The organism is Pseudomonadota bacterium (genome assembly GCA_030860485.1).
Classification (GTDB): Bacteria; Pseudomonadota; Gammaproteobacteria; order JACCXJ01; family JACCXJ01; genus JACCXJ01.
The window spans coordinates 1-23,312 of sequence record JALZID010000351.1; the positions used below are offsets into that span (position 1 = coordinate 1).

A 23,312-nucleotide genomic window follows, 5' to 3' on the forward strand; every position below is an offset into this window, starting at 1 on the left:
TGCGTTAGGGCCGGAGGGCTATTACGGCGCTTTTACCATCAACGCTCACACGGATGTCGCACAGATCCCAGAGAGTGACGCCACGGTCAGCTCGGCACTTGCCCGCGGCGTGCCCATCGTGTCGAGCCGGCAGATGATGGCGTGGCTGGATGGCCGCAACAACTCCTCGTTCGGAGCGCTCTCCTGGAGCGGGAACTCCCTGAGCTTTAGCGTCACCCAAAACAGCGCTGCCAACGGACTGCAAGCGCTGGTGCCGCGAGTGGTGAACGGCGTCGTTGTTACCGGGATCACGCGTAACGGCAGTCCAATTACGTTCACGACCGAGATCATCAAGGGAGTGAGCTATGCGGTGGTTTCCGCGTTGTCGGGGGCCTATGTGGCAAGCTTCGCGCCTGACACGACGCCCCCCACTGTGGTTTCTCATTCGCCGAATACCGGTGCCACCGGGGTTAGCCAAGCGGCGCTCATTACCGCTACCTTTAGCGAGGATATGGGTCCAGCGACGATCGGGACCAGTACATTTGAATTACGCGGTCCCGGCAACACATTGGTCACCGCTACGGTTACCTATAACGGCGCAATTCGAACTGCGACGTTGGACCCAAGCGCTAGTTTATTGAGCTCAACAAGCTATACGGCGACCGTGAAAGGTGGCGCCACAGGGGCAAAAGATGCTGGCGGCCTTGCGATGGTCTCGGACTTCGTTTGGACCTTCACGACGGAAGCGGCACCCTGCTCTAGCTCTTGCAGTGGCTGGAACAACGCAACGACCCCGACGAATGCCCCTGCAAACGATCCCAATGCCGTCGAGCTTGGCGTCAAGTTCCGGTCTGATTCGGACGGCTTCATCACCGGTATTCGGTTTTACAAGGGAGCCGGTAACACCGGCACCCATGTCGGTCGGTTATGGACCACCGGAGGAACACAGCTCGCGACGGCGACCTTCACCAGCGAAACCGCCTCAGGGTGGCAGCAGGTGAGCTTCGCCGCGCCGGTGGCGATCACGGCCAATACCGTTTACGTCGCTTCGTACCATGCTCCGAATGGAGGTTATGCTTTTGACAGTAACTATTTCGCGGGCAGCGGTTTTCAAAACGGCCCCTTGTATTTCCTAAAAGACGGGGAAAGCGGGGGTAATGGTGTGTACGTCTATGGGGCGGGCGGCTTCCCTACCAATACATTCCAAGCCAGTAACTACTGGGTGGATGTGGTCTTTACGACCAGCGCCGGGGGTTCTGACACGACACCGCCGACGGTGATCACGAAATCGCCGACGGATAACGCGACCGGCGTCAGTCCCACCACGGCCGTGACCGTGACGTTCAACGAGCCGCTGAATCCGGCGACGGTCAACACCTCGACCTTCGAGCTGCGGGACTCAACCAACGCCTTGGTAACTGCTACGGTCAGCTCCAACGCCAACACGGCAACACTGACGCCAAGTACCGTGCTGGCCAATTCGGCAACTTATACCGCCACACTCAAGGGCGGAGCGACGGATCCGCGGGTGAAGGATGTTGCGGATAACGCGTTAGCGGCGAACGCCACGTGGTCGTTCACGACCGTGGGAGTGGGAGGAGTTTGTGGCTCTCCAGCAAATGGTATCGTTGCGGAGAACTGTCTAACGGGCAACGCTGCTTCGGAATGGGACGTAAACGGAGCGGGGAATGCAAGCATTCAAGGATTTGCAACGGACATCAGTGTAAACCGGGGACAGACCGTATCATTCAAGATCGATACGAACTCATCGGACTACCGCCTCGACATCTACCGCATGGGCTATTACGGGGGGGCCGGAGCACGCAAGATTACAACCGTACAACCATCTGCTACCTTGCCTCAATCCCAGCCGGCTTGTCTTAACGACTCCGCGACGGGGCTCATCGAATGCGGGAATTGGGCTGTATCCGCTTCATGGAGCGTTCCGGCGACCGCGACGTCGGGGATATACTTCGCGAAAGCGGTTCGCGAGGACGGTGCAAATGCGGGCCAGGCAAGCCACATCGTCTTCGTCGTACGCGACGATGCGAGCACGTCCAACATACTTTTCCAAACTTCGGATACCACCTGGCAGGCATATAACAATTACGGCGGTAATAGCCTCTATACTGGATCGCCGGCCGGGCGCGCTTACAAGGTCAGCTACAACCGGCCTTTCCGCACCCGCGCCGTCGATAACGGCCAGGATTGGTTATTCAACGCCGAATACCCGATGGTCCGGTGGCTAGAGGCCAATGGTTACGACGTCAGCTACTCTACCGGAGTCGACAGCGATCGTCGCGGCGCGTTGATCCGCAACCATAAGCTCTTCCTATCGGTCGGGCATGACGAATACTGGTCTGATGGCCAGCATACGAACGTTGAAGCGGCTCGGAACGCGGGCGTGGATTTAGGGTTTTTCAGCGGCAACGAGGTGTTCTGGAAGACCCGCTGGGAAAACAGCATCGATGGTTCGGGGACGCCGTATCGCACGCTCGTGTGCTACAAGGAAACGCACGCCAATGAGAAGATCGATCCTTTGCCCGGTGTCTGGACCGGCACCTGGCGCGACCCGCGCTTTAGCCCGCCCGCGGACGGCGGCCGTCCGGAAAATGCCCTGACCGGCACACTTTTCACCGTAAACGCCGGGGCGACGACCTCGATTCGGGTGCCGGCGGAAGACGGCAAGATGCGCTTTTGGCGCAACACCAGCATCGCGAATCTCGCGGCAGGGGCCACGGCCACATTACCCTTTGGAACCTTGGGCTATGAATGGGACGAAGATATTGACAACGGATTCCGACCGGCTGGCCTCTTCCACATGTCGACCGCTGTGGTACCGAATGCGCCGGTGCTGTTGGACTACGGGTCTAATTTTGGGTCGGGGACGGCGACGCATCATCTGACGCTTTACCGGCATAATAGCGGTGCCCTGGTTTTCGGCTCAGGTACGGTTCAATGGTCCTGGGGTCTGGATAGTAATCACGATAACGGCAGTGCTGCAGCTGATGTACGGATGCGGCAGGCGACCGTGAACCTGTTTGCGGACATGGGCGTGCAGCCTTCTACACTGCAGTCAGGCTTGGTTCACGCGACCGCTTCGGCCGATGCGACTGCTCCCAGCTCGACGATAGCCTCGCCGACGAATGGTTCAAACGTGCCGCAGGGAAGTCCCGTGACCATCAGCGGAACGGCAACCGACAGCGGAGGAGGGGTGGTGGGTGGCGTCGAGGTCTCGGTGGACGGCGGATCAACTTGGTTTCCAGCCAATGGCCGCTCCAACTGGAGCGTTACCTGGCTCCCCAGCGCCTCCGGGAGTGTGACGATTCGGAGCCGTGCCGTGGACGACAGCGGGAATCTCGAAACGCCGAGCGCCGGTGTTAACGTCACGGTTGGTTCAGGAAATCCGCCGAGCACCTGCACAGGGAGTAGTGTTTGGCCTGCCACGGCCGTGCCGGCGAATCCTGCGGATCCTGATACGACCCCGGTTGAACTGGGGGTGAAGTTCCGATCGGATGTCAGTGGCTTTGTTTGCGGCATCCGATTCTACAAGAGTGGCACGAATACGGGCACACACGTCGGCAACCTGTGGAGCAGCAGCGGAACCTTGCTTGCCACCGCGACCTTCACCGGCGAGACCGCGTCGGGCTGGCAGCAAGCGGACTTCGCCACGCCGGTGGCGGTCACGGCCAATATCGTTTACGTGGCTTCCTACCATGCGCCGAATGGGCGGTATGCGGCAGATACTGGATTTTTCGCCGCCGGCGGTGTTGACAATGCGCCGCTGCATGCATTGCAGGACGGTGTGAGCGGGGGTAATGGTGCGTACGTATATGGGACGGGCGGTTTTCCTTCCATCACCTTCCAGTCCACAAACTACTGGGTGGATGTGGTCTTTACGACCAGCACGGGTCCTGACACGACTCCGCCGACGGCGCCCTCCAATCTCAGTGCGACGGCCGTATCGACCTCGCAAATCAATCTGACGTGGACGGGCTCGACCGATAACGTGGGAGTCAGTGGTTATCGAGTAGAGCGGTGTCAAGGTGCGGGATGTACCGATTTTGCCGAAGTGGCGACCCCGACCGGGACGAGCCATGCGGACAGTGGGCTGACGCCGGGCACGACCTATCGATATCGAGTGCGTGCGGCCGACGCGGTGCCTAATTTCAGCGGCTACTCGAACATAGCGACGGCGACCACCGCGACCTCCGACACGACGCCGCCGACGGTGTCGTCGTCGACGACACCTGCGAACGGTGCCACGGGTGTCGCCGTGGTGGCCACCGTCACGGCGATCTTCAGCGAGGCCATGGATCATCCGGCGACGGTCAACACCTCGACCTTCGAGCTACGGGATGCGAGCAACGCATTGGTGACGGCCACGGTTAGCTACAACGCAAGCACTAACACCGCGACATTGACGCCGAGCAGTGCGCTGTCCAATGGGGTCACCTATACGGCCACGGTCAAGGGTGGTACGACCGATCCGCGGGTGAAGGATCTCGCGGGTAATGCGCTCGCTGTCAACGTCAGTTGGTCCTTCACTACCGCGAGCTCGGGGGCCTGTACCGGCAACACGATCTGGCCGGGGACGGCGGTGCCGGCGGTGGCTGCGGATCCGGACACCTCGGCGGTGGAGTTGGGGGTCAAGTTCCGCTCGGATGTAAACGGCACGGTGTGCGGGGTGCGGTTCTACAAGGGCAGTGCGAACACTGGCACGCATGTGGGCAAGCTCTGGAGCAGCGGCGGGACGCTGTTGGCGCAGGCGATCTTCACCGGCGAGACGGCCTCGGGTTGGCAGCAGGTAAACTTTACGAGCCCGGTGGCGATCACGGCCGGCACGACCTATGTAGCTTCGTACCACGCCCCGAACGGGCGCTATGCAGTCAATGAAGGGTACTTCACCACCGGCGTCGACACCCCCCCGCTGCATGCGCTGCAGGACGGGGTGAGTGGGGGCAACGGGGTATACCTGTACGGGGCGGGTGGTTTCCCGACCAACACCTTCGCCTTCAGCAATTACTGGGTGGACGTGGTGTTCATTCCAGGGACCGCCTCGACACTGGCGTCGATCGCGGTGACGCCCGCGAATCCGACGATCCAAACTTCGGCGACGCAGCAGTTTACGGCCACAGGCACTTACTCCGACAGCAGCACCCAGAACATAACTACTCAGGTGACCTGGGCCTCCTCGAACACGGCGGTGGCCACCATCAATAGCGCGGGATTGGCAACGGCGGGAACGAGCACTGGCACCACTTCAATCTCGGCGACCTCGGGCGCCGCCTCGGGGAACAGCACGCTGACCGTGCAGACCGCTCCGCCGATCACAAGTACCGGCTTCCTGGCTCCGAGCGCCAACGCAGCGGTTACGAGCGGTGCCGGCGACAACAATTGGTTTCAGACCACCCCGAGTAACGCCTACGTCACGAATGGCTTGTTTGCCGTGGATACCAACAGCGGTACGAACACGAACACAACGGGGGCAAGGACAAGCACAGCTACTACAACTACAACCTCATTGTACCGAGTGGCGTAGCCATCCGGGGTATCGAAGTCCGCCTGGACGCAAGGGCCGACAGCGCTGCGAACTCCCCGAGGATGTGTGCGCAGCTGTCCTGGAATGGTGGCGCATCGTGGACGACGGCCCTGAGTACGACGACCCTAAGTACGGCGACGACGAACTATATCCTGGGTGGTGCTACGAATACTTGGGGGCGAACCTGGACTGTGGGTGATGTCTCGAACGCCAATTTCAGGGTTCGCATCATCGATGTAGCTTCGTCAACGGCGCGCGATTTTTCGTTGGACGGGGTAGCGGTTCAAGTGAGCTATCATAAGGAAGGTATGGGGGACCGCGCACGCATGACGGGCGCTGGCTTCGAAGGTTATCCGGCGCTTTCGGTGCGCCTTATCCGGTGGACAGCAGGCTATTTCGAGTAAAGCGCCGTTAGCAGAGGGCTTTAGATTTCGGAGAGAGGGACGATAGTGTCATATATCCGCACAAGGGGAGAGCCCGTAGTACGGCGGAACAGATGACCGAAGCGCAGGAGTATGTGGTGTGGTGAGCGGCCTCAAGAAATCCCTATAACGCCGATAAATTTGCTTTGCGGTGACCGATGAGCCTACAACAGGAATACGCGTCCCTGAACCGTTAACTCTGTACTAATGATCGCAAACGACGTGCAGCTCGGCGAAGGTGTCGTGATACATCATCCCGAGCTCGTGAACCTGTACGGCTGCCAAATCGGACCGGGGACGAAAATCGGCAGTTTTGTCGAGATACAAAAAGGCGCGTCTGTCGGCGCTCGATGCAAGATATCTAGTCACACCTTCATTTGCGAAGGCGTGACTATCGAAGAGGGGGTCTTCGTGGGCCATGGTGTGATGTTTATCAACGACAGGTATCCGCGAGCCGTTGCCGGAGATGGCCATCTGCTGACGGAAGCGGATTGGGAGGTGACGGCGACACGAGTCAAGTTCGGTGCCGCGATAGGCAGTAATGCAACAATTCTATGCGGCGTTACGATCGGAGCCGGGGCTTTGGTGGGCGCCGGGGCTGTCGTGACACGCGATGTACCGGATTATGCGATAGTTGCCGGCGTACCGGCGCTGATCACGGGAGATTCGCGAGACAGGGAGCGGACGTAGTGCTGGCCTGTTTCTTGCCTTTGTACAGTCGTACTTTTTCAAAGTCAAGGAGGACTTGTAATGAAGATAGGAGTTATTGGCTACGGATATTGGGGACCTAACCTCGTTCGGAACTTCTCTGAGGTTCCAGACGCTCAAGTCGTCGCCGTCAGCGATCTGGATGAACAGCGTCTGCGTCTGGTCAAGGCGCGTTATCCCGCTATCGCCATTACCACCGATCATGAAACCCTGTTGTCTAATCAGGATATCGATGCTATTGTCATCGCCACGCCGGTAGCAAGTCATTATGCCTTGGCTTTGCAGGCGCTTAGCTTGAAGAAGCATGTGTTCATTGAGAAACCGTTAACGCAGACTGCCGCGCAGGGAGAACGGCTCATAGAGGAAGCCGAGAAACACAATCTGACCCTCCACGTAGATCACACGTTTGTCTATACCGGCGCCGTTCGCAAGATCCGAGCACTAGTGAGCGACGGTGAAGTGGGAGAGTTATACTACTACGACTCCGTGCGGGTAAGCCTGGGGTTGTTTCGACCCGACGTCAACGTCATCTGGGACCTGGCGGTGCATGACCTTTCGATAATGGACTATGTGTTCCCGTTGAGCCCGATCGCGGTTTCCGCCACCGGAGTAAATCATGTGCCGGGCGAGCCGGCCAACATTGCCTACTTGACCCTATTCTTTGAAAACAATGCAATTGCTCATCTGCACGTCAACTGGTTGGCGCCGGCGAAGATCCGCCGGACGCTGATCGGCGGAAACAGGAAGATGATCATATATGATGACCTTGAGCCGAGCGAGAAAGTAAAGGTGTATGACAAGGGCATCACGGTCAATGGTAGCAAGGAGAGCATGTACAATGTGATGATTGGGTATCGTACCGGTGATGTCTGGGCACCGAAGATAGAGGTGACCGAGGCCCTTCTGGCGGAGGCGCGGTACTTCATTCGCTGCATAACTCACGGCGAACGCTCTATCACCGACGGTCGGGCAGGACTCAGAGTCGTCCGGATACTGGAAGCGGCAACGCAATCCATGAATACGCGCGGCCGGCCCGTAGAGCTCAACTTCAATGGATGCTAATGACATGGTTCCATTCTTGAACCTGAAAGCACAATACGAGGCCCTGAAAGACGAAATAGGGGCCGCAGTCACGAAGACACTGGCGAGCGGAGAGTATGTGTTGGGTAGTGAGGTATCGGCGTTTGAGGAGGAGTTCGCCGGATACGTCGGCGCGAGATTCGCAATCGGAGTGAATTCAGGTACGAGTGCCCTGCATCTAGCCTTGCTAGTGGCCGGCGTGGGGCCGGGCGACGAGGTGATCACCGTCTCCTGTACCTTTGTTGCGACGGTAGCTGCGATTGACTATACCGGCGCACGACCGGTCTTCGTAGACGTTGACCCTGAGACCCTCAATATGGACGTCACCCAGGTAGAGGCGGCGATCACAGAGCGGACAAAGGCGCTACTTCCGGTACACCTGCACGGTCATCCGGCCGACCTGGACCCTATTCTGGATATTGCGCGGCGTAACAATCTGGTGGTCATCGAGGACGCTGCTCAGGCGCACGGCGCAGAATATAAAGGCCGGCGCGTCGGTGGGATTGGTGACCTAGGGTGTTTCAGTTTCTATCCTGGAAAGAATCTCGGCGCCTGCGGCGAAGCCGGCATGGTGGTGACGAACACCGAGAGGTATGCGCACGCCGTCCGGAAGCTGCGTGACTGGGGTCAGGAGCGCAAGTATCATCATGTGCTCAAGGGGTTCAACTACCGCATGGAAGGTCTCCAAGGGGCGATACTGCGGGTCAAGCTTCGTCACCTCGATGCTTGGACCGATGCCCGCAGTCGGCACGCCGCGACGTACCAGGATCTCCTTGACGGCTCGGGAGTGCGGACGCCGGTAGAGATGCCGAATGCGCGCCACGTCTACCATGTGTACGCGGTCCGCACGCCCAAGCGCGACAGCGTACAGGAGAAGCTGCGAGCGACGGGAGTGCAAACGGGTATTCACTATCCGATTCCGGTCCATTTGCAAAAGGCATACGAACACCTCGGGCATCTGCCAGGCGACCTGCCAGTGACGGAGAAAGCGGCACAAGAACTGCTGTCGTTGCCTATGTTTCCCGAGTTGCAGCTAAAGCAACTCGAATCTGTTGCGAGGGCGGTACGCGAGGCACTGCATGCCAAATGAGCCCACCGGATCCCGTTTAGCCAGCGCGGTGCATGGCCTCAGCAGACTGGAGCCCGACCCCGCGTATGTCGTCGGCTTAGCAGAGGACCTGCGCCAGCAATATGGCCGCGAAGGTCTGCTTGAGCTCTACGGCCGCTTCAGCCAGGGATATGGAGGTTTTGATGCGTTGATGCGCCGCGTGCTGTGGCGCGCTTTGGCACGCTCCTGCGGTGCCGGTTTGCGAGTGGACCCTGGGGCCGGTTTTAAACATCCGGAAACCTTCGAGATCGGTAATGGTGTTTTCATCGGCAGTGAGGCCTATATACAGGGGCGATTTGATGGTTCCTGTTACATCGGCGATTACGTGTGGATTGGACCACACAGTTACTTCGATGCGCGAGCTTTGGTGCTTGAGGACCATGTAGGATGGGGACCGGGCGCAAAAGTACTGGGTTCTGTACATACGGCAACGCCGGTAAACGTTCCTATCATTAAGACAGATCTTGCGATCAAGCCGGTACGAGTAGAGGAGTGGGCTGATATAGGGACCAACGCAGTGTTGATGCCAGGTGTTACCGTTGGCAAAGGCGCGATCGTCGGCGCAGGAGCGGTGGTCACCAAGGACGTACCGCCATTTGCCAAAGCTGCAGGTGTTCCCGCTACAATCATTGGCTGGCGGGCGGATGAGAAAGTGCGTGAAGAAACATAGGCACGGCGTCGTGCTCCACCGCGGAGCGCAACTCGCTAGAGTCAACCTACGGCCTTGGTGATATGAGGTTTCAGGCCGTGGCGAAACCAGACGTTGTTATGCGCGTACTGATGGCCGGCCGGCGTTAGAACCGATGAAACGATGACTTGACTTAATGATACCGATAACCAGACCTACTATTGGTGACGAAGAGATCGCAGGGATTGCGGAGGTGCTGCAATCCGGCTGGGTGAGCCAAGGTCCGTACGTTGAAAAGTTCGAAAAAGCCTTTGCGGACTATGTTGGCGCAAAGCATGCTTGCGCCGTGTCGAGTTGTACGACCGCCTTATATTTGGCACTCCTTGCTATTGGTGCAAAGCCCGGCGATGAGGTGGTAACCGTGAGCCATTCATTCATCGCGACCGCAAACAGCATCCGCTATTGCGGTGCCATTCCGGTATTTGTGGACATCTGCCCAGATACTCTCAACGTCGATCCTACGCTGATCGAAGCGGCTATATCGAAACGGACCAGGGCGATTCTTTGCGTTCACCAAGTCGGTATGCCGTGCGACCTTCCGCGAATCCTTGAAATAGCATCACGTCATGGCCTGCCGGTAATCGAAGATGCTGCCTGTGCTATCGGGAGCGAAATTGAGATAGCAGAAAGCTGGGAACGGATAGGCAAGCCGCACGGCGACATCGCGTGTTTTTCTTTTCACCCGCGCAAGGTCATCACGACCGGCGAGGGGGGAATGCTCACCACCAGCAGGGCTGATTACGATCATCGTTTCAGGCTCTTACGGCAGCATTACATGAGCGTTCCGGATACCATCCGGCATAATTCGTCCGAGGTAATTTTCGAGACCTACCCCGAGGTCGGATTCAACTTCCGCATGACGGATATTCAGGGAGCGATGGGTTGTGCGCAGTTGAAGCGCCTGGACGGCCTGATTGCGAGGCGTCGGACGCTGGCGTTCCGCTACAGGTCCATGCTCTCCGAGGTGCCAGGAGTTCGTTTACAGGCGGAGCCGGATTGTGCGCGAAGCACATGGCAGAGCTTTTGCATTCGCCTGCCGACGCAATCGGACCAGCGACAAGTGATGCGGTCTATGTTAGATGTCGGGGTGGCGACACGCCGTGGGGTCATGTGTTCCCATCGAGAGGCTGCCTATCCACCCGGCACGTGGTCCTGTACCGGTAACGCGACATATTGCAACTGCGGTGGTATAGGCTGTCAGCGACTGCGACACAGCGAAGAAGCACAAGACACAAGTATCATGTTGCCATTGTTCCCAGGGATGAGCTTTATACAGCAGGATCAGGTAGTTAAGGCGCTCCGTGACGCTTTGCACGTATGATGAACAAGTCATCGGCACATTCGGTGCCCACAAGCCGCATGAATAGCATCGCCACCGGAGTACCAGCAAGGCACTTTAAGACCACAACGCTCCTCGCATGCTCGGTTTCTCACGTGCGGCCATCGCTTCTGACCCGCACCGCGTCACCGTAGGGGGCGCTCTGCCAACATATCGATACCTGCCATGCCACATCCTAATCAACAGAGTAGGACAGCTGTCCTACCCCTGCCTAAGCCTTACTTCCTTAGGCAGTTGCGAATCGAGAAACGCCGTGCTGAGCGTTCCAAAGCTCCTTTAAGTATTGCTCTTCTGAATTTCGAGAAACAAGCGACCGACGCGCCTAGTCATTTTGAGCGCTTCATAGCGCCGCTTCAGGGACACCTACGAGAGACGGACGTCATTGGATACGTCGACCATGGAGTCATCGGCGTGCTCTTTCCGGAGACGGGCAAGGAGGGCGCAGAACAATGCATGCGCAAAATCCTTAACGGCTATACCGAACCTCCTTTCTCAATTGTCACTGCTACCTATCCTGATCAGATCTTTACTAGTTTCCAGAAAAACAGAGAGGAGTCAGAGGAGGTTTCTCCTTTATTTATTGGGGATTCGACAGAATCGCTCCGTTTCGGGATGCTATTGAAGCGAGGCATTGACCTCGTAGGGGCTTTGCTTGCACTAGTGCTACTGACGCCCATAATGCTGATCACAGCGCTAGTCATAAGACTGAACTCTCCAGGACCCGCTATCTTTACGCAAACCCGCGTGGGACAGAAGGGAGCTTTGTTTCCCATCTATAAGTTCCGATCCATGTATCTCAACACAGAGGAAGGTATTCACCGAGAATACATCACGGGGTTTATCAAGGGCCGGCAGGAGGAGAGTAATCAGGGGACCAAGGAGCAGCCATTGTACAAGCTGACATCGGACCCACGGATCACGTGGATTGGCAGAATTATTCGCAAAACGAGTATTGACGAGCTTCCGCAGCTTTTCAATGTGTTGAAGGGCGACATGAGCTTGGTGGGACCGCGGCCGCCTCTTCCTTACGAGGTTGAGCAATACCAGTCATGGCATCTCAGACGAATTCTGGAGATGAAACCCGGTATGACGGGTCTATGGCAGGTGGAAGCGCGAAGCGAAACGTCCTTTGATAACATGGTGAGACTCGATCTTCGATATGTTCGGACATGGTCCCTTTTGTTCGATGTGAGAATCCTCATCAGGACCGTTAAGGTCATACTCCTGTCCGTAGGCGGCTACTAATAGGCAAGCCGAGTGAGCTGCTTACGAATTGGTGACCGACTACCTTGCGGTAATGCCTGGCAAGAGTTGCCCAGTACCTTCCAAGGGGGGAGCCTCTGCCATCACACACGATACTTCAGGTGTGTGGTGGCGCAGATGTCCGGCAGTACCTTAAACGGCTGGCGGAAAACCTCTTAACGTGGCCAACAGGCGGTCGGCGGGTCCATCGGAACACACGCCTAGAGCGGTCGAGAGCGCGGCCATAGAAAACCAGGCCTATGGGCAGATTCTTAAGTCCTCGGCATTGATCGGCGGATCATCGGTCCTGAACGTGGCAATTGGGATAATTCGTACCAAAGCTATGGCGGTGTTGCTGGGTCCGGCGGGGGTCGGCTTGCTGGGCGTGTATGGATCAATCGCGGACCTTACGCGCAGCATTGCTGAAATGGGCATCAACAGCAGCGGTGTGCGCCAGATCGCTGAGGCAGTCGGTTCGGGCGACCCAAAAAGGATTGCGCGAACCGTCACGGTACTGCGGCGCACGTCGATCCTTCTAGGTATATTGGGCGCTGTGTTACTTCTCGTATTGTCCAGTCAGGTGTCCATCCTAACGTTTGGCACCGATGGACACGTCGGAGCGGTGGCGCTGCTGTCATTCGCTGTGTTCTTGCGTCTAGTAGCCGACGGTCAAGGCGCGCTGATTCAGGGTATGCGACGTATCTCGGACCTCGCGAGGATGGGAGTGTTGGGAGCGCTCTTCGGAACCATTATCAGCATCCCCTTGGTTTATTTTTTTCGGGAGGATGGGGTGGTCCCATCGTTGGTAGCGGTTGCTGCGATGACAGTGATCAACTCATGGTGGTACGCCCGAAAAGTGCAGATTCAGCCCCCTGCAATGACTATCACCGAAGTCAGGAAGGAAGCGATGGGCCTGTTAAAGCTCGGCTTGGCGTTTATGGCAAGTGGGTTTCTCATGATGGGAGCGGCCTACGCGGTCCGTACCATGGTGCTTCGTATTGTAGGCTTTGAGGCAGCGGGGTACTATCAGTGTGCTTGGACTCTGGGCGGGCTCTATGTGGGGTTCATTCTCCAAGCGATGGCTGCAGACTTCTACCCGCGCCTCACCGCCATAGCCGAGAACAACGCCAAGTGTAACCGAATCGTGAACGAGCAGGCGCTAATTAGCCTGTTGTTAGCGGGCCCCGGCATGGTCGCGACGTTAACGTTCGCTCCAATTGTAATCGCAGCGTTCTATAGTGCCGAGTTCGGCGCGGCCGTGGATCTGTTGCGCTGGTTTTGTCTTGGGATGGCCGTCCGTGTGATCACGTGGCCAATGGGCTTCATTATCCTAGCAAAAGGCCAGCAGACCTATTTCTTTTGGACTGAATTGGCTTGGACCGTCGTGAACGTAGGGCTCTCGTGGTTGGCCGTGAGTTCGTTCGGATTAAATGGGGCCGGGATGGCGTTCTTTGGGTCGTATGTCTTTCACGGACTCATGATCTATCCGGTTGTCCGCCGGCTCACCGGTTTTCGGTGGTCAGCGGAGAACAGAAAAACCGCCTTGCTGTTTCTTGCCTTGATGGGATCGGTATTCTGCGGTTTCTACGTGCTACCGCCGTTAATCGCCGCTGGGGCCGGGACCTTGCTGGTGATTCTAAGTGGTGCTTATTCGATTCGAATTCTCATTCGGCTGGTGTCCCTCGACCGGTTTCCCAGCTCCATACAGCGGTTGCTCTTGTGGTCCCGTCTCGCGGTTTCCAATGGCTAGAAGTACTTGCATGTGATCCAAATAAGTCAACGTTATGATCGGTGGACGACCACCCGTACCGCATTGCGTCGCATCGCACAGGGAAACGGGCTTCGCTCAAGTCGCAAAGCGAAAGCGTCTACGACACCCTGATAAGTAGGCAGCCGCGACGTATTACTTTTAGCTTTTCGGGAAACAGTGGTTGAGCTAAGAGAACAACTGGGCATTGGCTAAAGGAGAGGTGGCATGAACTACAACCGGGCATTGATAACGGGTGGAGCAGGGCTGATTGGGTCCCACATAGCTGACCAACTGGTCAGCGAGGGTATTAAGGAAATCGTCGTGCTGGACAACTTCACCCGAGGTCGAGAGCAGAATCTAACCGTGGCGGCGGCGAGTGGGCGGGTCACGATTGTAGACGGAGATATCCGGGATAGCAGCTTGGTCCGGGCGGTCATGGAGGGCGTAGATATTGTATTTCACGAAGCGGCGATCCGGATTACCCAGTGTGCGGAAGATCCGCGCCTGGCCCATGACGTCCTGGCCACGGGTACGTTTAACGTTCTTGAGGCGGCGGTAGCAGCGAAGGTTAAGCGTGTTGTCGCGGCGTCCTCGGCATCTATCTATGGACAGGCACAAGAGTTTCCGACATCTGAAGAGCATCATGGGTACGGTAACCGGACGATTTACGGAGCAATCAAACTGTATGGCGAGGGCCTTCTACGCAGCTTCCATGAGATGTACGGCCTTAATTATGTGGCGCTGCGGTACTTTAACGTGTATGGGCCTCGGATGGATGCATACGGGGTATATACTGAGGTGATGATTCGATGGATGGAGCGTCTGGCAAATGGCGAACCCTGTGTGATTCTGGGCGACGGTTCCCAAACGATGGACTTTGTTTTTGTAGAGGATGTGGCGAGGGCCAATCTGGCAGCCGCCAGGTCGTCCGTGACAGACGATGTCATCAATGTTTCCAGTGGGATCGAAACGAGTCTGAAGGAGCTAGCTGAAATCCTTGGCTGTGTGATGGGCGTGAACCTCGCCTCGGAATACGCACCGGCCCGGAAAGTGAACTCCGTCTCGCGGCGGCTCGCTGATGTTAGCAAGGCGGAGCGCTTGCTCTGCTTTACGACGCAGGTGTCGTTGGAAGAAGGTATGCGTCGTTTGGTGACTTGGTGGTCACACGAGCGTGCAGGGCATATAGCAGGTTCGCGCCGTTGATGGCCATACCGATGAGGTTGGAAGTACTGGTTCGCCGCTCAGGCCATTGCGTATGCGTCGGTGCTCGTGTTGTTCTTCAGGCTCTACCAATTGAGAACGAAACTCGGTAGACGCAGCCGGATCTCTTGGTGGTGATGTCGCCCGTTATGGGGCGAACGCACGAAGCTGACGGCAAAGCCGTTATACGGCTCACCGAAGCCGGCGATGTACACCCGCAAGAGCCAGGACGACTTATGAATGTAAAGAGCATATTGTCACGGTTGAGAAGCGGCGAACTCCACTATGTCTTTGGCCGTTTCAGGGCCGTCCGTATGTCCTATAGTCGCGTTCGTCGACTCCGCGAAACGGGATTCCGGGTGTCAGCGGAGATTTCTGGCGGGCAGACGCTGTTCCCTGACATAGACGTCGCTCAAGCGGTCAAAACCATTCGCGACGATGCGGTGTTTTTGGGAATCCGCCTTCCTGCGACGATCGTCCGCGAAATCGATACGTTTTGCCGGTCCACGCCCCTGTTCGCACGACACGATCCGGACGGCCCGACCTTTCTCCACCATGATGTGATCCGCGGGCGCGCGCCCGACGGCCGGGCAACCCCGACAGGCTCCATTCGCGATCCGATGAGCTGCGGTGCCGTGCGCGGGATTGTCGAGGATCCGGTCTTGCGTGCAATTGCGCGGAACTACCTCGGTTACGAGCCAGACACGGACGCGCCGATACTCTATTGGAGCTTGGCTTCGGATTTCACCGACGAGGAGCGGCGGTGTCTAAAGCAGGTCGCGATCGACTATCACTACGACGTCGGGGGCTTCAACTTCGTCTATGCGAGCTTTTACATTCTCGATACCGACCGATATTCCGGCGCACACGTGATGATGCGCAAGTCGCACGACCGCAAGTCATTGCGGATGCTCTTCGGATCGGCGGTCGCAAGCGAATTCCTGGTCCACCAACGATTCGGCCGCGAGAACGAGCTGGTGATCGAGGGCCCGGCCGGCACCGGGTTCATCCAAGATGCCGCTTGCTATCACCGCGCGTCGCCGCCGACTCACGCGGACCGGCTAATGCTTCAAATCAGGTTCCGCTAGAACGGGGTTTGGGAGGGTCGTTGGCAGCTATCGCTGAAGAACTAGCCCGATGTAGTCGATTCGCGGGGTAAGGTCCTAACTAGTTGATATTGCTCACGGGCCTCAGTAGGTCTGGACTGCACGGCCGCGGCTGACGTCGCCGGCGATGGTGGTCTTCGGTGGCGGTTGGGCGGGCAGATCGAGCGTACATTGGCGGACCACCGGTTAAACCATAAATACACGCATCTGGAACTACTGTCTGTTTATCTAGAGACATATTGTGAGCGCCGTTGACGTCGTCATACCTTGCTACAACTATGCCCGCTATCTGCAGGCCTGCGTGCACAGCGTGCTCTCACAGTCAGGAGTGGACGTTCGCGTGCTCGTGATCGACGACGCTTCCTCGGACAACACGGCACGGGTCGGCCACGAACTGGCCGCGTCTGATAGCCGGGTTGCGTTCCGCCGACATAAAGTGAACAAGGGCCACATTGCCACGTATAACGAGGGACTGATCGACTGGTCAACTGCCGAGTACACCGTTCTATTGTCGGCCGATGACTTGCTGATGCCCGGATCGCTAAGCCGGGCGGTGCGGATTATGGACACCGACGAAAGCATTGGCATGGTCTACGGACGTCCGATCTACTTCGAGAAGGAGACGGAAATCCCGCGCATCACCGCGCGTGAGCGGGCTTACACCCAGTGGTCGGGAGCCGAATGGCTGGAAGGCCGATGTCGAGCCGGACATAATGTAATCTCGTCACCCGAGGTTGTGGTGCGAGGAAGCGTCCAGCGGGCTGTCGGTGGCTATCGTCCCGAGCTTCCGCACACCGGTGACCTCGAGATGTGGTTGCGGATCGCAGCCGTTTCCGACATCGCCTATGTGCGGGGCGTGCCGCAGGCCTGCTATCGCGTGCACCCGGCGAGCATGTTGCGCACCACGTACCGACGCAGCCTCGTGGACTTGGAGCAACGCAAAGCCGCCTTCGACACCTTCTTTCAGCATCACCACAACGCTGTCGCGGGCGCTTACCGTCTGCGCGACCTGGCCGGCCGTGCCCTTGCGCGCGAAGCGCTATGGGAAGCGTGTCGGGCGTACGACCGCAATCAAGTGGAAGAAGCCGGTGCCGATGAGTTGGTAGCGTTCGCGATGACGACCTACCCTGCGGCGATGTCCCTATCTGAGTACGCGGCACTCCGTCGGCGGCGACGCCTCGGGCCCATCATATGCCACCGGACTCAAGTATTCGCCGCGCCGGCGCTCGTGCGCCGGATTCGGCGCCGGCTGCGGCGCGAGCGATGGAAACGGCAGGGAGTATGACGATTAGCACACATCCCGTACGCGATCCTGCCCGACAAGAGGTGGCTGTGAACTCGCTGCTCGACCGAGCCCAAGTCCAATTCGCTCGCCGTTACCGGCAATTACGTGACATCTGGAAGGCCGAGGGGCCGCGTGGGATCAGCCACCGAACACGAACCGCTGTGGCGCGATGGCTCGCCCCGAAGGACGTCGTGATGCCAGTCCGCCCCGCCGATATCGTAGCGGTCGACCTATTCCGATCATTACGGGTCGTCGTTCCGACGACCAGCCCCGGGCAACCAGTGTTCATCAACTGGGTGACGACCCCCCCCAGTCCCGGGGCGGGCGGCCATACAACCCTATACCGCATCGTCAGGTACCTTGAGGCACACGGGTACGTGAACCGGGTCTACTTCTACGACGTTCACCGCGTCGACCACCAATATTACGAATCGATCGTGCGTCGTTCCTACGAGTTCAACGGCCGGTTGGCGAGTCTGGACGACGGAATGGACAATGCCCACGCCGTGGTCGCAACTTCTTGGCCCACCGCCTACCCGGCCTTCAACGCACGTTGTGCCGGCAAGCGCTTTTACTTCGTACAGGACTTCGAGCCTTATTTCTACCCCGTTGGGGCCTCAAGCGTTCTGGCCGAGAACACGTACCGTATGGGTTTCCACGCCATAACTGCTGGCCGGTGGCTGGCGGAAAAGCTCCGTACCGAGTTCTGTATGGAAGCAGATTACTTCGAGTTCGGGTGCGACGCCTCTCGCTATAACCGCCTGCCAAGTTCCCGTCGTTCCGGCGTGGTGTTCTACGCCCGTCCGGAAGCCGCGCGCCGCGGTTTCGAGCTCGGCCTGATGGCTATCGAGCTTTTCGCCAAACGTCGGCCGGAGATCGAACTACATTTCTATGGAGACAAGATGGGCAAGTTGCCATTCGCCTTCGTCGACCACGGTCGTGTTACACCTGAGCAGCTCAACTGTATCTACAATCGGTGCTACGCGGGGCTAAGCTTGTCACTGACGAACGTATCACTGGTTCCCCACGAAATGCTCGCCGCCGGATGTATCCCGGTCGTCAACGACGCCGTTCACAACCGTATCGTCCTGGATAATCCCTTTATTCGTTATGCGTCGCCGAACCCCCACGCCCTGGCCGCCGAACTCGAAGCCCTAGTTACGATGGCGGATTTCGACTCATTGTCCCGGAGGGCGGCCGCAAGCGTCCACCCCCGGACGTGGGACGACGCGGGTGCTGCTGTCGATGCGATCTTCCGGCGAGTCTTGGGAGCGTGACTCATTCAGCTGAGCGCCGCTCTGTCTGCAGCTGGCTGGAGATTACAGCGAAGTTTTTCCGTCCGTTGTTTCCGCTATAGAGGCAGGCATCCTGCGTCGGTACATAAGACATTATATCCGTTTTCCGGGCGTGGCAAGGATATCAGGCGTCAACATTTGGCAGATTCCGTTTGAGACATGCGGCCGCCTTCAGGAATATTCCCATAGTAAGTATGGTATGCACCCAACCGAATGTAGCTGAGTGCGGGAAATGAACGCCATCGGCATTGGTTTCACGCTGATCGCCGGCGTGTTCCTCGCTACTTTGCCGAGGCGTTTCGCGGCGATTCCTTTGTTGCTCGGGGCGTTGTATATGACGCTTGGCCAAGTGCTTGAGGTCGGGCCGGCGAGTTTCACGGTGATGCGGATGTTGGTTGCGGTGGGCATTTTGCGCGTCCTGTTAAAGGGCGACCGGATTGCGAACGGCATTAATCGTGTGGATGGCATGTTGATTCTCTGGGCCGTCTGGTTGATTGGTAGCAGCGTTTTTCACACGTCCGGCGCCTGGGTGTTCCGGGCAGGAATGATCTGGAGTGATCTGGGCTATTACTTCTTGTTTCGGGTTTTTGTTCAGGATTCGGCAGACGTTCGGCGCATTTTCAAAGTCCTGTGTGTTCTTTTGGTGCCGATCGCGGTGCTTATGCTTCTTGAACAATCCAGCGGGACGAATTTCTTTGCTAGTTTGGGTGGAATAAATGAACTACCCGACGTCCGCGAGGGACACGTTCGTGCGCAAGGGCCGTTCAGCCACCCGATCTTGGCTGGAACGGTTGGCGCGGCATGTTTCCCGATGGCCGTCTATTTGTACAAGAGTCACCGCAAGCATGCATTGTTGGGATTGTTTGCTGCGGGCGGAATCGTCTTCGCCAGCACTTCGACCGGACCGATCATGATGCTCCTTTTCATCCTGTTCGGCCTGGCTCTTTGGAAAGCACGAAAACGTTTGCGCATGATCCGTTGGCTGGCGTTAACTGCGGTTATCGCCTTGGACGCGGTCATGAAAGCCCCCGTATACTATCTGATGATGCGAATTGACATTGCTGGCGGGAGCACGGGCTGGCATCGGTCTAGGCTGATAGAATCCTCGCTCGAACATTTAGATGAGTGGTGGCTAGTAGGTACGGATTACACGCGGCATTGGATGGCGACGGGTCTACAGGCATACGAAGCGCATACCGACATTACTAATCACGTGCTGGCGATGGGCGTGTGGGGGGGCCTGCCGCTGATGTTTCTTTTCATCATGACCCTCGTGGCTGCGTTCCGCGCGGTGGGACTGGCGCTCCGGGAGCATGAAAGTGCGTCCATGGAACATCTCTTTCTCATCTGGACGTTAGGAGCGATCTTATTTGGGCACGTAGCAAATTTCCTTGCGATCTCCCTCTTCGACCAATCCGTCGTTTTCTTTTACCTCGTTCTGGCCGCGATCGGTGCGGTTCAGCCTCTGAAGCCACTTTCCAGTACGGCGGCCAAGACAATCAGTTGGCGTCAGGGTATGAAACCATTTGCCGTTGCGAAAGCCACGACAGTCAGTCGGCGTAGCCGCCTAGGCGCTACCGAAGCATAAAGCTAGGCTTTCGCGCCCCTTAACACGCTACGGCGGACGCGTCATCCAACGCGCCGGCCACCCGATGCCCCGCTAAAGTCAATATCGCCCGTGCAAATCCGGGAAAGGCACTCTCACGTCTCGTTACACTGAACTATTGTACACGTGTACTTTACTTCTCCACCCTCTAGCTCTGCCCACGTAATGCAACCACGGTCGCTTGCAGCACCTTTGATGGTTGGCTGGAGGCCGTCCGTTGTGATGACCTCGGACTTCGAGCGATCCCGCCACCAGCGCGCAACATCGTTGGGCAAAGCGTGCCAGAGATTTTCTTGCGACATGATGAACGCGAGAAATTGATCGTAATACTGAAGGTTCGTTTCGGTCAACATGTAATCGGGATGGATGATGATATTGACCAAGCCGTGATTCTCGATGACCCACCGTGATTTCTGCTTCCACAATTCAATGTCTTTCTTCCGTAAGATTTCAATCAACGTGTGATCTTGTACCAAGGTAATCGGCAGTTCCACCATGTCACCAAGAAAGAACGGAAAGACCGAACAGCAGCCGCCCGACTGGGGCTCGAACGGATCCGTATCAGGGAATGATGAATCATATTCAGCAGCAATTTCCGGCATCCAGTCGGGATTGCGGTGCGTCGCCGGCGAGCGAAACCCGACGGCACCCCACTTTTTCAAATAACGATTCATGGTTGGGAGGCGCTCCTCGAATATTTGCCGCGATGAGAACTCTTTGCCGTCGTGGTACAAGCCGTGCAATCCAATCTCGCAACCTTGATCGGTAAGTTCCTTGAAGATCTTTTTGTCGAACGGATACCGTTCCGGCACAAAATTCCACGAGGAAACAACGCCGTACTTTTTCTCAAGTTCTCTGACGCGCAGGATGTTTCTCAGACCAATCTGTCCTTCAATGTCGTGAGTGAGCGTTACAGCGGCACGAAAGCTTCTGGGCCAGAAGTTGATGATTGGAATTCTTTTCTCCTCACTTTGCTCAATGCGAGCCTTCATCTCACGATTAGCACGGTGAACAAGGATCGGCTCGATGGGCCATGCCGGAAACTTCACTTGCGCTTGTTTCTTCGCGTATTGCCTGCGCATTGCGAGTTGAAGGCTACGGGGTAAAAGCGGGCGAAGAGCATAGTATGCTTTCAGCAATCCGCGCGTTTTGCCCGGCTGGTTGTAGCGCTCGTGCAAATAGTATTCTACCGGATGCTCGTCCGTCGACGATCCGGTCGCATTCCGCTGCACACAAACTTTCTCGACAATTTCAGCCATTGCTGTCTCCAAGCTAAACTGCGTATACAATAGGTTGTCCACTCCGTTTACACAGCAACGCGGTTGAGGCGTAAATGGCAGTGCTCGTAATGTCATCAAGCTTTGATGCACCTATTTGGGGTGCATCATCGGCTATGATCCTATGGCGCGACGGATGTCAACCCTCCCCAACCGGACTTGAAGACGCGCAGCGCATTGTTGGCCTTTGACGCTCTAACATCAAACTCTCCGCACCTTTCGATGCAGGCACGCGCCTTGCCACAAGGTAGGCGTGAGGGGGTGAATGTTTGTGGACGCGAAATCGGAACCGGGAAACGTGTGACATACGGTCGAGCAATTGTGGACAACGTACCCTTGTGGCTTCACTGAAACGTATCGGATAACCTACGTGGTTATAGTTTTCGCCGTTATTGATCCACGACGCCTTGCGAAATTACATCGGCTCGGGACTGGGCTCGCCTATTACCCATCATGGCTCGTGGAAACATGTGAACTTCACTTGTGGACCATTACGAAACAACCTCGTTTATCATTGTTAGGTAGCGCTCAGCCATGATATCCCAATTGTACTCGGCATTAAACTTCCGCAAACCATCAATGCGGGCTGTGATAAGACTTCTGTTGTTGTAGATAGCACGAATTGCGTTTGCCAGGGCGCTCGCGTCATCAGGCTCATAGAAAAACGCTGATGTGTCGTTGAAGTATCGCTCGAGAATTTGCAGGCGAGGACCAACAGTTGGAATCTCCATGGCCGCATATTCGAGCATCTTGACAGGAAGCATATAGTTCCTTTTCAACTCTGTGTCCCGCTGGTTCCCAATGACACCAACATCGACCTTATTAAGCACTTCAGGGAGCTTCTCGACGGCAACGAACGGTTTCCACTCGACCATATCCGTGACCCTTTTCTCTTCAGCTCGTTGCTTCATAGCAGCCAAGTCGTCCCCTTCACCGACGCAAAGAAATCGTACGCCCGGGCAGGCTTCCTTGATGAAACTTAGCGCATCAACGATCAAGAACACACCCAGGCGTCTTGCAATAGTGCCGTGATAGCCAAGCCACAACTCGTGACCGTGTGCGCGATATGGCCTTGGTTTAAAGATCTTCCTGTTTCCAACATTCAATATTTGAGCAATTTTATTTGCTGGAATTCCGTGTCCGATGAGAACCTCCTTGTGCATTATATTCGTTGTAATCACTTTGTCTGCACACGCGGCCGAAAGGACTTCTTCTCCAACCAGTATTCTCGTTGCAAGACTGTCCAACGAATATCCAAACTTGGTCGCATACGCCTCAGGCATAGTGTCGTGCACGTCGAGAATTACTTTGGTGCCCAGCACCTTGAAAGGAAGTCCAGTCAGTGCAAGAATGTTTGGCATGTTATGAGCGTGAATTATGTCGTACCTTCCGGCGAATGAACGCATGAGCAAACGCCAAGTTGCTTGCACCAAAAAACTAAGTTGGCCAACAATGTAACCGAGCGCACTGGAGCCCCAATACTTCGTTCGAACATTGTTGACAAACAGGTTTCCGTCGCTGTACGAACCCACTTCCTTTCCCAAGGCAAACACGTCGACAGACGCGCCCGCGTCAAGCAGGGCGTCAACATAGTTTTTGATGCGGGCATCAGTAAAGTAATTTGCGTACGCAACCATTGCGACGCGTAAGGGATGCTTCATGCCTTTTTGGGAACCCATGAGCTA

At 56.9% G+C, this 23,312-nt stretch carries 15 protein-coding genes; 13 read left to right on the forward strand and 2 right to left on the reverse strand.

The annotated features are described in order from the left end of the window. Positions 1 to 133: 133 nt before the first annotated feature. From M3461_21750 to M3461_21810, 13 genes are all read left to right on the forward strand, one after another. Entirely contained in the window at positions 134 to 5,521 is a 5,388-nt protein-coding gene (locus M3461_21750; GenBank protein MDQ3776780.1) for a DUF4082 domain-containing protein, read from the forward strand. A 629-nt stretch (positions 5,522 to 6,150) separates the two neighbouring features. Further along, on the forward strand, positions 6,151 to 6,633 hold the full coding sequence (locus tag M3461_21755; protein MDQ3776781.1) for an N-acetyltransferase: 483 nt from the start codon (positions 6,151 to 6,153) through the stop codon (positions 6,631 to 6,633). A gap of 60 nt (positions 6,634 to 6,693) precedes the next feature. Further along, complete coding sequence (locus tag M3461_21760; GenBank protein MDQ3776782.1) at positions 6,694 to 7,713, forward strand: Gfo/Idh/MocA family oxidoreductase; 1,020 nt, start codon at positions 6,694 to 6,696, stop codon at positions 7,711 to 7,713. Between the two features lie 4 nt (positions 7,714 to 7,717). After that, a complete protein-coding gene (locus tag M3461_21765; GenBank protein MDQ3776783.1) occupies positions 7,718 to 8,821 on the forward strand; it encodes a DegT/DnrJ/EryC1/StrS family aminotransferase in 1,104 nt (367 codons plus the stop codon). Next, entirely contained in the window at positions 8,811 to 9,509 is a 699-nt protein-coding gene (locus M3461_21770) for an acyltransferase (protein ID MDQ3776784.1), read from the forward strand. The genes M3461_21765 and M3461_21770 overlap by 11 nt, the downstream gene beginning before the upstream one ends. Positions 9,510 to 9,663: 154 nt before the next feature. Beyond that, the gene (locus M3461_21775) at positions 9,664 to 10,848 is read left to right on the forward strand and encodes a DegT/DnrJ/EryC1/StrS family aminotransferase (GenBank protein MDQ3776785.1); all 1,185 of its coding nucleotides are present in this window, start codon (positions 9,664 to 9,666) and stop codon (positions 10,846 to 10,848) included. 183 nt (positions 10,849 to 11,031) lie between these two features. Further along, the gene (locus M3461_21780) at positions 11,032 to 12,111 is read left to right on the forward strand and encodes a sugar transferase (protein MDQ3776786.1); all 1,080 of its coding nucleotides are present in this window, start codon (positions 11,032 to 11,034) and stop codon (positions 12,109 to 12,111) included. Between the two features lie 241 nt (positions 12,112 to 12,352). Beyond that, complete coding sequence (locus M3461_21785; GenBank protein MDQ3776787.1) at positions 12,353 to 13,858, forward strand: O-antigen translocase; 1,506 nt, start codon at positions 12,353 to 12,355, stop codon at positions 13,856 to 13,858. A gap of 225 nt (positions 13,859 to 14,083) precedes the next feature. Continuing rightward, a complete protein-coding gene (locus M3461_21790) occupies positions 14,084 to 15,061 on the forward strand; it encodes an SDR family NAD(P)-dependent oxidoreductase (protein ID MDQ3776788.1) in 978 nt (325 codons plus the stop codon). A gap of 356 nt (positions 15,062 to 15,417) precedes the next feature. Continuing rightward, positions 15,418 to 16,146 (forward strand): hypothetical protein, encoded by a 729-nt coding sequence (locus tag M3461_21795; protein ID MDQ3776789.1) that lies wholly within the window; start codon positions 15,418 to 15,420, stop codon positions 16,144 to 16,146. 259 nt (positions 16,147 to 16,405) lie between these two features. After that, positions 16,406 to 17,449 carry a glycosyltransferase family 2 protein gene (locus tag M3461_21800; GenBank protein ID MDQ3776790.1) on the forward strand — a complete coding sequence of 348 codons (1,044 nt, stop codon included), beginning with the start codon at positions 16,406 to 16,408 and terminating at the stop codon, positions 17,447 to 17,449. Beyond that, on the forward strand, positions 17,446 to 18,726 hold the full coding sequence (locus M3461_21805) for a glycosyltransferase family 1 protein (protein MDQ3776791.1): 1,281 nt from the start codon (positions 17,446 to 17,448) through the stop codon (positions 18,724 to 18,726). The genes M3461_21800 and M3461_21805 overlap by 4 nt, the downstream gene beginning before the upstream one ends. 250 nt (positions 18,727 to 18,976) lie before the next feature. Further along, a complete protein-coding gene (locus M3461_21810) occupies positions 18,977 to 20,332 on the forward strand; it encodes a hypothetical protein (protein ID MDQ3776792.1) in 1,356 nt (451 codons plus the stop codon). 113 nt (positions 20,333 to 20,445) lie between these two features. Here M3461_21810 and M3461_21815 read toward each other — a convergent pair whose 3' ends face one another. Next, entirely contained in the window at positions 20,446 to 21,609 is a 1,164-nt protein-coding gene (locus M3461_21815; protein ID MDQ3776793.1) for a hypothetical protein, read from the reverse strand. 509 nt (positions 21,610 to 22,118) lie between these two features. Continuing rightward, a complete protein-coding gene (locus tag M3461_21820) occupies positions 22,119 to 23,306 on the reverse strand; it encodes a glycosyltransferase (protein MDQ3776794.1) in 1,188 nt (395 codons plus the stop codon). Between the last annotated feature and the right edge of the window lie 6 nt (positions 23,307 to 23,312).

What these genes read in the sequence shown, in the direction of transcription:
- M3461_21750 (MDQ3776780.1), top strand. Translation starts at nt 134, where the DNA reads ATGATGGCGTGGCTGGATGGCCGCAACAACTCCTCGTTCGGAGCGCTC.
- M3461_21755 (MDQ3776781.1), top strand. Translation starts at nt 6,151, where the DNA reads ATGATCGCAAACGACGTGCAGCTCGGCGAAGGTGTCGTGATACATCAT.
- M3461_21760 (MDQ3776782.1), top strand. Translation starts at nt 6,694, where the DNA reads ATGAAGATAGGAGTTATTGGCTACGGATATTGGGGACCTAACCTCGTT.
- M3461_21765 (MDQ3776783.1), top strand. Translation starts at nt 7,718, where the DNA reads ATGGTTCCATTCTTGAACCTGAAAGCACAATACGAGGCCCTGAAAGAC.
- M3461_21770 (MDQ3776784.1), top strand. Translation starts at nt 8,811, where the DNA reads ATGCCAAATGAGCCCACCGGATCCCGTTTAGCCAGCGCGGTGCATGGC.
- M3461_21775 (MDQ3776785.1), top strand. Translation starts at nt 9,664, where the DNA reads ATGATACCGATAACCAGACCTACTATTGGTGACGAAGAGATCGCAGGG.
- M3461_21780 (MDQ3776786.1), top strand. Translation starts at nt 11,032, where the DNA reads ATGCCACATCCTAATCAACAGAGTAGGACAGCTGTCCTACCCCTGCCT.
- M3461_21790 (MDQ3776788.1), top strand. Translation starts at nt 14,084, where the DNA reads ATGAACTACAACCGGGCATTGATAACGGGTGGAGCAGGGCTGATTGGG.
- M3461_21805 (MDQ3776791.1), top strand. Translation starts at nt 17,446, where the DNA reads ATGACGATTAGCACACATCCCGTACGCGATCCTGCCCGACAAGAGGTG.
- M3461_21810 (MDQ3776792.1), top strand. Translation starts at nt 18,977, where the DNA reads ATGAACGCCATCGGCATTGGTTTCACGCTGATCGCCGGCGTGTTCCTC.
- M3461_21815 (MDQ3776793.1), bottom strand. Translation starts at nt 21,609, where the DNA reads ATGGCTGAAATTGTCGAGAAAGTTTGTGTGCAGCGGAATGCGACCGGA.
- M3461_21820 (MDQ3776794.1), bottom strand. Translation starts at nt 23,306, where the DNA reads ATGGGTTCCCAAAAAGGCATGAAGCATCCCTTACGCGTCGCAATGGTT.